The organism is Acidobacterium capsulatum ATCC 51196, assembly GCF_000022565.1.
Classification (GTDB): Bacteria; Acidobacteriota; Terriglobia; order Terriglobales; family Acidobacteriaceae; genus Acidobacterium; species Acidobacterium capsulatum.
Genome location: NC_012483.1, coordinates 3360371 through 3372572, shown reverse-complemented (window position 1 = coordinate 3372572; position 12202 = coordinate 3360371). Strand labels below are relative to the sequence as shown.

The following is a 12202-nucleotide window of genomic DNA, read 5'->3' as shown; positions in this document are numbered from 1 at the left end:
AGTCCGCTCAGGCTCCGGGCCGGGTAATGCCTGAAATCTGCTTCCAGTGGCCATTCTGCTTTTCCAGATAAATCCACTGCGCCTGCCCGCAGAGCTTTCCGCACCAGTCGTTGCGATAGACGAGCGCGGTGTCGCGATGAGCGTCAAAGTAGACTCCGCTGAAAAAGGTGACGCCCGCATAGGCCGCGTAACGGCTGCGCGTGCGCGAGTCGGGCGCGACCGAGGATTTGGCGGCGCGCAGCTCGCGCACCTGCTCGGGGTTGAGCAGTTCGTAGGCGTGGTCAAGATGCAGCCTGGGCTGCAGCCGGTAGCGCTCGTATTTGGCTGCGAGAAAGGTCGCGACCGCCTCGTGAAACTGCTTTTCTCCACCCGGAGGAGGCTTGAGCGCGCCGCGCGGGTCGATGCGCGGGTTCATATCGCTGAAGTTCACCGTCTCGGCGGCGATGGCCCAGCGGCTGCCGGAACCAGACTGCCGCTGGAGCAGCGGCCCGGGCGTCAGCAGCGAATAGATGGCATAGGAATCGTCCGCAAGCTGCGAGGGAATCTCTTCGGCCGAGGCAGCGGAGATCTGGGCATGGCGCGCCGCCGCCAGAACCGGCCAAGGCTGCACGGCAACGACGGCGAGCAGCAGGCCGCAGGCAAGTGATCTGGCAAGTGATCGGGCATGGTTTGGCGCGCGCATGGCTGTCAGCATAGACGAGGCGAGCGGTAAAGTCGCTCCCCTGCGTAATTCAGATGCCGGATGGCGCCTGAAGGTCCCAGGCTTTGCGAATCACGCGGGCGGTGAACTCCTGAATGGGAGCCAGCTCGTCGAGCGTGGCCCAGCGTGCCCCGGCGGCATCGCTGGCGCAGGCGAGGGTGCCGCCCGTGACGCGGCAGAGAAAGTCCACCAGCACATAGTGGTAGCGAACGCGGCCCTGCTCATCGCGCACAATGCGGTCGAAGACTTCCACCACTTTGAGGGGCTCGACCAGCAAGCCGGTCTCTTCGCGCACCTCGCGCATGATGCCCTCAGTGAGGCTTTCGCCCAGCTCAAGCGCGCCGCCGGGCAGCGACCACTCACCCTTGAGCGGCTCCTGCCCGCGCTGAATGAGCAGCACACGGCCGCGGTCAATGATGACCGCACCGACGCCGGTAATGGGTGCGCTGGGATATTCGCGTTGCATGATTTTCAGCGTAGAAGCATGGCCCTTTAATCCAACTTGAGGGGCTTGCCGTACTCCTCATCAAAGACCATGCGCGAAAGCGAAAAACGGCCGCCGTAGAACTTGTCGTCGCCACAGCGATGGCCGATGGCGAGCAGCGCCACCACCTGGTAGCTGAGCGGCAGGCGGAGCACCTCGCAGACCTTCTCCGGCTCAAAGCCTTCCATGGGGGCGGTGTCATAGCCCATCACTTCGGCCATCCACATCATGGTGGTGAAGGCGAGCATCACCTGGCGGTTGAGCCATGCGGGCAGATTGGGGTGATTGGCAAGATAGCCGGGAATGGTGGACGCAGCCTGCGCGGCATAAGCCTCAGGCATGCCGTTGGCGCGGCCCATGCGCAGCATCTCTTCGAGGTCGCCGTTGCGCCAGCCATCCGCGTCGCCGCAGGCCACAACAACGGCGGATGCCTCCTCGACCTTGGCCTGATTGAAGCAGGCGGCGCGCAGGCGGCGGCGCTGCTCCGGTGTGCGCACGACCACGAAGCGCCAGGGCTGCAGGTTATAGCCGCTGGGAGCTTCGAGCCCTGCTTCCAGAATCTTTCTGAGATCATCTGCGGGAATGGGACGCCCGTCAAAGCTGGGCGTGGCGCGCCGCTCTTCGATTGCCTGGGAGAGCGCTCTTTCGATTACGTGGGCCATGCGTCTCGTCTTTCCTACGTCGGCCGCGGAGCGTCAGCGAGCCGCGGGTTTGGAGGGAGCCGCGGCCGGAGCAGACACCGGAGCCACCTGGGTCATGGGAAGTTCCAAAGCGTAGAGCGAGGAACCGCCCTGATCGGCGTGCATCCAGAAGCCCTGAAAGGCTGTCTGCAGCTCCGGGTGAGCGGCGAGTAGAGCCTGCGCGGCTGCGAGCACCTGCTGGCGCGCTGCGACAGGATCGTTGAGCGCGGCGGACTGGGCAGCACTGGGCTGATAATGCACAGAAAGATCAAGCGGGCCAAGCGCATCCGTGGGCCGCAGCGCGATCACCGTATAAGTGCTCGCACCGGCATGCAGCATCATGGGCTGCCTGCCGGGCGTCCCCTCGGGACGAATGGCCGACGCTTCGTGATTGAGCTTTTCAAGATTGGGACTATCCAGAAAATCGACGGGACTGAGCAGATAGCGCGCCGCCTGATAGTAGAGCCAGGCATCCCAGTCCATTTTGCGTTGCGCGTAGGCGCGGGCCTCGGTCCAAAACCAGAGGCCATCGTGCCCGGCCATGGTCATGGGGCGCACAAAAAAGCCCGCCAGCATCCAGCGGGGCAGCGCGGACTGCTGCAGCACCAGCGTGATCTGCTGAGGCTGCGAGACTCCGGTCGCGTGCAGAATGGCCAGCGCATAGTGCGCGGGGGGCAGATCGTGAAAGCGGAAGTTCACGCTCATCAACGAATCGGGCAGGCCACAGGTGAAGGTGGTCTGAGCGGCGTGCGCCGGCTGCTGCGAGGCGTCGAGCAGATAGAGATTATCGACGGTGAGTGCCGCCTTGGCGATGAGCGGCTGCAGAGACTGGATGGAGGACGCGATGCCGGAGAAATCCTGCGCGACAGGCGGAATGGTCTGCTGCCGCAGCGCCTGCGCGTCGCCGTGCTGCACTTCCACGGCCATGGAGCGGGCTGCCGCCGCGAGGGCATCGCGCTCTGCCGGCGTCATCTGCGATTGGGTCGTGCAGGAGACATCCGCCCGCGCGCCCAGAGGCGCAAAGACCAGCAAAAGCAGCAATGCCAACAGGCCGACCAATCGACCCGGATGAGGGCGAAGCTGCGAATTGAGCGGTGTCCATCGCATGTTGAGCAGCGGCACGCATGAGCGAATGCGAGCCACTGCTAGTCTAGTACAGTGAGGCGGCCATGACAGAACGCAGCACCACACAGACTGGACGGCGCGAAAGATTCCGCGGAACCCGGGCGATTCTGCTGGCGGCCACGCTGGCCCTGCTGACGGCCACGCTGGCGCGAGCACAGGTGATGGCCCCGGTGGGAACTATGCCGGGCAGCATGCATGTTCCCGTGGCAGCCGCGAGCGAATCCGCTACAGCTAAAGCGCAAAAGCCGCTAGCGGCTCCGGCGCAATCCTCACAGCCCGCACCCGCAAGCTCGTCCCAGGCGCCCTCATTGCAGGACAAACCCGCACAACCAGCCACGATTGACCTGAAGAATGGTCAACTGAGCATTCACGCCGACAACTCCGGACTGGACGACATTTTGCACGCAGTCGCCGCGAAGAGCGGCATGAAGATCGAGGGTCTTGACCGGGATTACCGCGTCTTTGGGCAATATGGCCCGGCCAATCCACGCGAGGTATTGTCAGAGCTGCTTTCCGATTCGGGCTTCAACATTGTGATGCTCGGCAAGACTGCGGACGGCACGCCGCAGCAACTGCTGCTGACGGCGCGGGGCGATGCTCCGGTGACGCCGCCCAATCCGCAGGACCCCGAAGAGTCTTATCATCCGCCGCCACGAACGGTGTATCACGATGCTCCACCGCACCACGCGCCCCAGCCGCCGAATGGAGCCAGACCGGGCGCTCCGGGCAATGGAGTGCGCACGCCGCAGCAGATTTTGCAGGAGCTGGAACGGATGCACCAGCAGCAACAGCAGCAGCAGAATCAGCCGCAGTGATGGGCGGTGAGATGCTTTTTCCCATTTTCGCGAACCCAGCAGGGCTGCTTTGCCCTCGGAAGGAAAGGTCAATCCTGAAGTTTGATTGGGATGGATTGATTTCTGGAATGGGAACAGGCCAGGCGCGCGGCCAACATAAGCGCGAGAGCCGGGTGCCGGGTCAAGCATGACGCCACCCGGCAGAGTCGATTTCAGGCGCGGGCGACGACGGTAGCTTTGCTTCCGGCTTCGGCAGCGACCGACTTGGCATGAATGCGGAAGACCGCGAACGCGCTGCGGCAGAGGCCGTAGGCCAGCATGACGCCCAGCGCGAGCGAGGCCAGGGCCGCGCAAACCAGAAGTAGAGTGCTCATGAGTTCCTGCATCACTTGGCTTCTCTTGTAAAGAAAGGTATGAAATCTCTTGCTGTTCTATTCGGGAACGACTGCTATTGCTCCCTACAGATGCCATTCTCGCAGGAAAAGGCTGTCCGTTGACCCCTCTTCCTGTTGCCCACTAAGATACTCGCAAGGACGCTGCCCGCTTGCCTCTACCCAGGTTGTACTGCCGCAACTGCAGAATTAATCTGCCGCGGGCCCCGTTTTCTTCATCTTTTCATCCAGCACATGCCGATCACACACATCACTGTTCGCGGAGCGCGCCAGCATAACCTGCGCGATGTAGACGTCCAGATTCCGCGCAACACGCTCACCGTTGTCACGGGCCTTTCCGGCTCGGGCAAGTCGTCGCTCGCCTTTGACACCATCTATGCCGAGGGCCAGCGGCGTTATGTGGAGACCTTATCGGCCTACGCGCGCCAGTTCTTAGATCAAATTGAACGGCCCGATGTGGATTCAATCGAGGGACTCAGCCCGGCCATCTCCATTGAGCAGAAAACCACCAGCCGCAGCCCGCGCTCCACGGTCGGCACCATCACCGAAATTTACGATTACCTGCGCCTGCTGTGGGCCTCGGTTGGCACGCCGCATTGCCCCAACTGCGGGCGGCCTATCTCGCGGCAGAGCGCCGAGCAGATTGTGGAGCGCATTCTGGCGCTCGCGGCTGGCGAGCGGGTGACCATCTACGCGCCGATTGTGCGCGGGCGCAAGGGCGAGTTCAAAGACCTGCTCGACAAGCTGGATCAGCAGGGTTTTCGCGCGCGCGTAGACGGCGAACTGCGCGATCTGTCAGAGCCGGTCGAGCTGGAAAAGCGCAAAAATCACACCATCGAAGCGGTGATTTACCGCACCGTGCTGAAGCCGGGCATCGAAAAGACGCTGGCGGCCTCAGTCGAGAGCGCGCTCAAAATGGCCAACGGGCTGGTGCTGGTGGCGACCACGCAGCAGGAGACTCTGTACTCCTCGTCGATGGCTTGTCCCGATTGTGGCCTGGATGTTCCCAAACTGGAGCCGCGCAGTTTTTCTTTCAACAGCGCCTACGGAGCGTGCCCGGAATGCCACGGCCTGGGCAGCATTTATGACTTTGACCCGGCCAAGGTGATTGTGGACTGGAGCAAGCCGCTGCTGGATGGCGCTCTGGGGCCGGGCTCCGGCTCGCAATACCTGGCGCGGCTGGTGACGCTGGCGGCGCAGAAGTACAAGATTCCGCTGAAGACGCCCTTTGAGCAACTGCCGCAGAAGCAGCAGGAACTGCTGCTCTACGGGCCGGGCCGCACAGAGGCTCCGCGCACAGGCTTTCACGGGGTGCTCGCGTTTCTGCGGGATTCGCTCGACGAATCGAAGTCGGACACCTATCGCGAGTGGCTGATGAACTACATGTCCGCCTCACCGTGCCCGGCCTGTCACGGCAAGCGGCTGCGGCCGGAGTCGCTGGCGGTGAAGGTGAACGGGCTGTCGATTGCCGACTTCACTTCGCTGCCGCTGCGGCGCTCGCTGACGGCGGCGCGAGAGCTGAAGTTCTCCACGCGCGAAGCGCTGATTGCCGACCGTCTCAAGCGCGAGGTGGTGGAGCGGCTGGAGTTTCTGAATGCCGTAGGACTCGGCTATCTTTCGCTGGAGCGCAATGCGGCAACTCTCTCGGGCGGCGAGGGGCAGCGCATCCGTCTGGCGACGCAGATCGGCTCACGGCTGCGCGGCGTGCTGTACGTGCTCGATGAGCCTTCGATCGGCCTGCACCAGCGCGACAACCAACGATTAATCGAGGCGCTCGAATCGCTGCGCAACCTGGGCAACACGGTGCTGGTGGTGGAGCACGACGAAGACACGATTCGCCGTGCCGACTATGTGCTGGATCTGGGCCCGGGCGCGGGACGGCTCGGCGGCCGGGTCGTGGCCGAGGGAACTCCCGAGCAGATCATGGCCGCGCCCGATTCGCTCACCGGGCGATATCTCTCCGGCGCGGCGAGCATTCTGCATCGCATGGCGCCGCGCGCGCTGACCGGGAAATGGATCACGGTAGAGGGTGCGCGGAGCCACAATCTGCGCGATCTGACGGTGAAGTTTCCGCTGGGCGTGATGACGGTGGTGACCGGCGTTTCGGGCTCGGGCAAGAGTACGCTGGTCAACGACATTCTGTACCGTGCGCTGGCCCAGCAGTTGTATGGATCGCGGGAGGACCCGGGCGAGCACAAGAAGATCAGCGGCTTTGAGCATCTCGACAAGGCCATTCGCATTGATCAGTCGCCGATTGGCAGAACGCCGAGGTCGAATCCGGCTACGTATACCGGCGTTTTCACAGCGATTCGCGACCTGTTTGCGATGCTGCCGGAGGCTCGCGAGCGCGGATACAAGCCGGGACGGTTCTCCTTCAACGTGGCCGGAGGCCGCTGCGAAGCCTGCCAGGGAGACGGGCAGCGGCGCATTGAGATGAACTTTTTGCCCGATGTCTACGTGCAGTGCGAGGTCTGTAACGGACGCCGTTACAACCAGGAAACGCTGGCGGTGAAGTTCAACGGCTACTCGATCGCCGATGTGCTGGAGCTGACCATCGAAGACGCTCTGGGCGTGCTGGCCGACATTCCGCAGGTGAAGCAGAAGCTGCAAACGCTGGTGGACGTGGGGCTGGGGTACATTCACCTCGGGCAGGCGGCGACGACGCTCTCTGGCGGCGAGGCGCAGCGCATGAAGCTGGCGCGCGAACTGTCGAAGCGCCAGACCGGCCGCACGCTCTATCTGCTGGACGAGCCGACGACCGGCCTGCATTTTGACGATGTGCGCAAGCTGCTCGAAGTACTGCACCGCCTGACCGACCTGGGCAACACGATCATCATCATCGAGCACAATCTGGACGTGGTGCGCAACGCCGACTGGATCATCGACCTTGGCCCGGAGGGCGGCGAGGACGGCGGCCAGTTGATGGGCGAGGGCACCCCGGAGGCCATCTCCCGCATTGCGGGCTCCCACACCGGCGACTTTTTGCGGCGCTATTACGAAGAGCATCCGGAAGAACGCAGCGAGGCGGCTCGGGGCAGTGTCGCCAACGACGCAAACTCAGGAGCCAGCGAACCCGAAGGCAACAAGAACGCATCTGGATACGTAATCAAAGAGAAAAAGACTGCTCGCGCCAAAAAGGCTGCGAAGAGTGCCCCGAAAAAGCCAACAAATGCGCGTGGCCGCCAGTCCAAAGGGAAGACGGACCGCGGATGAGCGATTTTTTGCCGGAAGACAACGCACGAGAGCAGGACGGACAGCCGGCAGTGGATCCGGCGCCTGGTCAAGAACCAGGACCCGATGTTGAGACAGCAAGAGTTATAACAGGCTCCCCCCTCGCGGCAGTTATGGCTTCGCAGGCTTCAACGACCCCGCCGGACGAATCGGAAATAGCTCCGGCTCCCAAGCTTCCGCCCCTGCGGCCCAACCTGCTGCATACGCTGCTGTTTTTCTTTATCGCGTTTGTGATGCTGTTGCTGGGGCAACTGATTGCGGCGGTGGTCTATCAGCTCCTTACGCTGGGGACTCAAGCGCATTTGAGCCTGAGCGCGGCCTATCAAATTACGGCCAGCGACCCGCGTCTGAGCATTCCCACGCAGGCGGCAATTTATGGCGCGCTGGTTATGCTGGCGGTGATTGTTTTCAGCGGGCTATGGCTCAGCCCCTTCTGGGAGACACTGGAGTGGCGGGCATCCCGGGCGCGGCGTTTCTTCTTCCCTCTGCTGCTGGTGGGCCTGCTGACAGGCGTTGCCATCGGCGCGCTGGGCAACTCACTGCCGATGCCCATGCCGAAGAATCCGCCCATTCTGCACGAGATGTCCACCTCGACGCTGGGCGCATGGTTTCTGCTGGTCTTCGGCATCACGGCGGCTCCCATGACGGAGGAACTGGCTTTCAGGGGATTTCTGCTGCCCTCGCTCCTGAATATCTTCAAATGGCTGGAGCGGCGCGGCGTCTCGAATGCCCAGGTCACACGCTGGATCGGGATTCCCGTGTCCATTCTGCTGACGACGATCCCTTTCACGCTGCTGCATGCCGAGCAGGTCTCCGACTCCTGGGGACCACTGGTGCTGATTGGCGTGGTGAGCGTGGTGCTGTGCGTGGTAAGGCTCTCGATGAAGTCGGTGGCCTGCGGCGCGGTGGTGCATGCGGCGTACAACTTCACACTCTTCGCCGGGGTGGTCTACCAGACCAGCGGCTTTCAGCACCTGAACAAGCTGATGGGAAGCTGAGTTTTCAGGAATCACGCAAAGAACCCCTTCCTGCAGGGCCTGATTTCAGGATCTGCGCGAAGGGGTTCTTTGCATAGGAGTGTGCGACCGGAGCCGGCAATCTCAGTGGCCGGCGGCAACTTCCCAGGCGCGCTTGGGGCGCTCGGAGGCGGGCAGATCGCGGCCCTTCACGCGGTCGTACATATACTCTGCGCTGACGGTACCGAGCGCTTCGTTGTAGAGGCTGACGCCGCCGGAGATTTCGCGCACTTCCTCGGTAAAACGATGCATGGCGCGCAGATGGTCGGCGGTGGCCGGAAACTCGCCGCGCGAGGTCTTGAAGAACTTCTGAAAGCCATGGTCGATGAGGTGAGCAATCTCTTCGCCGAAGAGCACCCCGGGGCGCACGGCATAGGCCACGGCCGACTCCTTGCGGCCCGGCGTGATGACGGCGGCGCAGCCGTATTTTGAAACCCGCACCTGATTTGCGACTCCCGGCACGTCACGGACATCAAACTGAAGACTGCGAAGCCCTTCGAGAACTTCGCTGTAGGTGCGCTGCTTGGGTGCTTTGGGCATGGTGGCGTTCAACCTGACTTGGGAATTATGGGCTTCGCCAGCAGGCGGCTACACTGGTAGCAGAACACCGGCCGGCTAGTTCCAATCTCGCATACGAAAGGCCCGGACTGCAATTTGCCGATGTCCACGTTGACTAACTCGCAGACACTTTCGACCACCCTGCTGGGCAGCGCGCTGCTCGATCGCATTGGGAATACGCCGCTCGTGCGACTGGAGCGCCTGAGCGCGCAATGGCCCGGCATTCAGATTCTGGGCAAGGCGGAATGGGCCAATCCCGGCGGATCGGTGAAGGACCGCCCGGCCTCGTCCATTGTGCTGGCGGCCCAGCGTGAGGGCCGGCTGACGGCCGGCAAGCACCTGCTGGACGCAACCAGCGGCAACACCGGCATTGCCTATGCCATGCTGGGCGCGGCCATGGGCTTCAAAGTCACGCTGTGCATGCCGAGCAATGTGTCGCCCGAGCGCAAGCGCATTCTGCTGGCCTACGGCGCGGAAATTGTCTGGACTGACCCGAATGACGGCTCCGATGGCGCGATTGTGAAGGCGCGCGAGCTGGCCGCGCAGGAGCCGGAAAAGTATTTCTATGCCGACCAGTACAGCAACCAGAACAACTGGCAGGCGCACTATCGCACCACGGCCAATGAGATATGGCAGCAGACCGAGGGCCGCATCACGCATTTCGTGACCGGGCTCGGCACCAGCGGCACGTTCATGGGCACCACGCGTCGTCTGCGCGAGCTGAATCCTGAGATTACCTGCATTTCCATGCAGCCGGACTCGCCTTTCCATGGCCTGGAAGGGCTCAAGCACATGCCCACGGCGATTGTGCCCGATATTTACGACGCCGGGCTGGCGAACCGCAACATTGAAATGGAAACCGAAGCCGCCTATGCCATGGCCAAGCGGCTGGCGCGCACCGAAGGTCTGCTGGTGGGTGTTTCGTCAGCGGGCAATGTCGCCGCCGCGGCCCGGATTGCCGAGGAACTGGCCAGCGAGGGGCGGGAAGGCGTGATTGTGACCATCCTGTGTGACTCGGCGGACAAGTATCTGAGCGAGCGCTTCTGGGAGGAAGAGTAGATGCTGCGACTGAGCGATCCCATATACGAGGCCCTGCGCCAGCATGGCGAAGAGACCTATCCGCATGAGTGCTGCGGCGTGCTGCTGGGCCATTGCGGCGATGAGGTAAACGAGGTGGTGGAGGCGATCCGCGCCGGCAACACGCGCACGGACTCGGCCCACAACCGCTACCACATCGCACCGGCGGAACTGGTGCGCATTCAGAGGCAGGGGCGCGAGCGCGGCCTGGACATTGTGGGCTTTTACCATTCGCACCCGGACCACCCGGCGCAGTGGTCGCAGACCGACTTTGCCGAGGCCCACTGGCTGGGATGCAGCTACGTCATTACGGCCGTCGAAAAGGGCGCGGCGAGGGTGACGAATTCCTTCCGGCTGACCGGCCAGACGGAGGAAGACAAGCAGTTCCACCATGAGCCCATTGATGTGACCGGACAAAACATTCCGGGCCTCGGGCCGGAAAACCTGGAAGCCGGAAGCACAACCCGGTAATCTAACCAAACAGCTTTTGCATGCAGTTCGTACACCATCAACCCAACGAAACAGGAACCGAAACGATGAAGATTTTCATTCCCACACCGCTTCGGGTTTATACCGCGAAGCAGGATGCGGTGGAGGTTTCAGGCAAGACGGTGGAAGAGGCGCTCACGTCGCTGACCACTCAATTCCCTGACTTTCAGAAGCATCTGTACACCGGCGAGGGCAAATTGCGCTCGTTTGTGAACGTCTATCTCAATGACGAGGACGTTCGTTACCTTCCTGAAGGCGAGAAGACGCCTGTGAAGGAAGAAGACAGCCTTTCGATCATCCCCTCGATTGCCGGCGGTTCTGGCCGCATGGCTGATTGCGCCTGTTCCTGTTGTTGTTGTCGCTAGCCTGCGACCCCGGGCGGAGCTCTTCCGCTGCATGCCTCACGGCAAATTTCCCTACAATATAGAAAAGCTTTTAAGAAAGCAGACGAGGCATTATGGCCACGACGACACAAACGGCGGCTGCGTTGCCGCAATTGACGAACCAAGACATTGCCCGCTACTCGCGGCACCTGATTTTGCCCGAGGTGGGCATGGAGGGCCAGCAGAAGCTGAAGGCCGCCAAGGTGCTGTGCGTGGGCACGGGCGGGCTGGGCTCTCCGCTGGCACTCTACCTGGCGGCGGCTGGCATCGGCACGCTGGGGCTGGTGGACTTTGATGTGGTGGATGAGAGCAATCTGCAGCGGCAGATCATTCACAGCACCAAAGACGTGGGCCGGCCGAAGATTGAATCGGCGGCCGAGAAGCTGCTGGCGCTGAATCCGGCGCTGAACCTGGTGAAGCACGAGACGATGCTGAACAGCCAGAATGCGCTTGAGATCATCCAGCAGTACGACATCGTCGCCGATGGCACGGATAACTTTCCGACGCGCTACCTGGTCAACGACGCGTGTGTGCTGACAGGCAAGCCGAACTCGTATGCGTCCATCTTCCGCTTTGAGGGCCAGGCCAGCGTCTTCGCGACCGAGGAAGGCCCCTGCTACCGCTGCCTGTATCCTGAGCCGCCACCGCCGGGCCTGGTGCCCTCGTGCGCGGAAGGCGGCGTGCTGGGCATTCTGCCCGGGCTGCTGGGCGTGGTGCAGGCGACCGAAGTCATCAAGCTGATTCTGGGCAATGGCGAGCCGCTGATTGGCCGCCTGCTGCTGGTGGATGCGCTGAACATGAAGTTCCGCGAGCTGAAGCTGCGCAAGAACCCGAACTGCCCGGTGTGCGGCGAGAATCCAACCGTGACCAAGCTGATCGATTATCAGCAGTTCTGCGGCATTGTGCCCGAAGCGCCGCCGGCCGCGGTGCAGAACGGCGTACCGCAGATCACGGTGCACGACCTGAAGCGCAAGCGCGACGCGGGCGAGAACTTCTTCCTGCTCGATGTGCGCGAGCCGCACGAATTTCAGATCGCGCACCTGAACGGGCACCTGATTCCGGTCAACGACCTGCCGAACCGCGTGAACGAGCTGGAACAGGCGCGGCAGGCGGGTCAGGAGATCGTGGTGCACTGCAAGAGCGGTGGACGCAGCCAGCGCGCGGCGGAGTTCCTGAAGCAGCAGGGCTTTGCGAACGTGGTGAATGTGGCCGGCGGCATCACGGCCTGGGCAACCGAGATTGATCCCAAGGTGCCGAAGTATTAGAGGCGGTC

13 protein-coding genes are annotated in these 12202 nt (G+C 62.6%); 7 read left to right on the top strand and 6 right to left on the bottom strand.

Annotated elements, in window-relative coordinates; translation table 11 throughout:
• Positions 1-7: 7 nt before the first annotated feature.
• Genes ACP_RS13805 through ACP_RS13790 form a run of 4 tightly spaced genes read right to left on the bottom strand, consistent with a single transcriptional unit; the run spans position 8 to position 2971 of the window.
• Positions 8-682: a hypothetical protein gene (locus tag ACP_RS13805; protein WP_015897959.1), complete on the bottom strand. Its 675-nt coding sequence runs from the start codon at positions 680-682 to the stop codon at positions 8-10.
• 49 nt (positions 683-731) lie between these two features.
• Positions 732-1166, bottom strand: a complete 435-nt coding sequence (locus ACP_RS13800; protein WP_015897958.1) for an NUDIX hydrolase — start codon at positions 1164-1166, stop codon at positions 732-734.
• A gap of 26 nt (positions 1167-1192) precedes the next feature.
• Positions 1193-1846 (bottom strand): nitroreductase family protein, encoded by a 654-nt coding sequence (locus tag ACP_RS13795; protein ID WP_015897957.1) that lies wholly within the window; start codon positions 1844-1846, stop codon positions 1193-1195.
• Between the two features lie 33 nt (positions 1847-1879).
• Entirely contained in the window at positions 1880-2971 is a 1092-nt protein-coding gene (locus ACP_RS13790) for a hypothetical protein (protein WP_169305984.1), read from the bottom strand.
• A gap of 62 nt (positions 2972-3033) precedes the next feature.
• Between ACP_RS13790 and ACP_RS13785 the strand changes: the two genes are divergently transcribed.
• A complete protein-coding gene (locus tag ACP_RS13785; RefSeq protein ID WP_015897955.1) occupies positions 3034-3804 on the top strand; it encodes a hypothetical protein in 771 nt (256 codons plus the stop codon).
• 191 nt (positions 3805-3995) lie between these two features.
• Here ACP_RS13785 and ACP_RS18360 read toward each other — a convergent pair whose 3' ends face one another.
• Positions 3996-4157, bottom strand: coding sequence for a hypothetical protein (locus tag ACP_RS18360; protein ID WP_169305871.1), 162 nt, complete (start codon positions 4155-4157; stop codon positions 3996-3998).
• Between the two features lie 252 nt (positions 4158-4409).
• Between ACP_RS18360 and uvrA the strand changes: the two genes are divergently transcribed.
• Together uvrA and ACP_RS13775 are read left to right on the top strand one after the other, a co-directional pair.
• Complete coding sequence (uvrA, locus tag ACP_RS13780) at positions 4410-7388, top strand: excinuclease ABC subunit UvrA (protein WP_015897953.1); 2979 nt, start codon at positions 4410-4412, stop codon at positions 7386-7388.
• Positions 7389-7519: 131 nt separating this feature from the next.
• A complete protein-coding gene (locus ACP_RS13775) occupies positions 7520-8404 on the top strand; it encodes a CPBP family intramembrane glutamic endopeptidase (protein ID WP_041839599.1) in 885 nt (294 codons plus the stop codon).
• Between the two features lie 102 nt (positions 8405-8506).
• Here the strand turns inward: ACP_RS13775 and ACP_RS13770 are convergent, their stop codons facing one another.
• Positions 8507-8962, bottom strand: coding sequence for a hypothetical protein (locus tag ACP_RS13770; protein WP_041840333.1), 456 nt, complete (start codon positions 8960-8962; stop codon positions 8507-8509).
• A gap of 120 nt (positions 8963-9082) precedes the next feature.
• Between ACP_RS13770 and ACP_RS13765 the strand changes: the two genes are divergently transcribed.
• The 4 genes from ACP_RS13765 (at position 9083) to moeB (ending at position 12194) form a co-directional block, all read left to right on the top strand.
• Positions 9083-10039 (top strand): PLP-dependent cysteine synthase family protein, encoded by a 957-nt coding sequence (locus tag ACP_RS13765; protein ID WP_041839598.1) that lies wholly within the window; start codon positions 9083-9085, stop codon positions 10037-10039.
• Positions 10040-10528 (top strand): M67 family metallopeptidase, encoded by a 489-nt coding sequence (locus ACP_RS13760; RefSeq protein ID WP_015897948.1) that lies wholly within the window; start codon positions 10040-10042, stop codon positions 10526-10528.
• Positions 10529-10593: 65 nt separating this feature from the next.
• Positions 10594-10911, top strand: a complete 318-nt coding sequence (locus ACP_RS13755) for a MoaD/ThiS family protein (protein WP_015897947.1) — start codon at positions 10594-10596, stop codon at positions 10909-10911.
• A gap of 92 nt (positions 10912-11003) precedes the next feature.
• Complete coding sequence (moeB, locus tag ACP_RS13750; RefSeq protein WP_015897946.1) at positions 11004-12194, top strand: molybdopterin-synthase adenylyltransferase MoeB; 1191 nt, start codon at positions 11004-11006, stop codon at positions 12192-12194.
• Positions 12195-12202 lie beyond the last annotated feature (8 nt).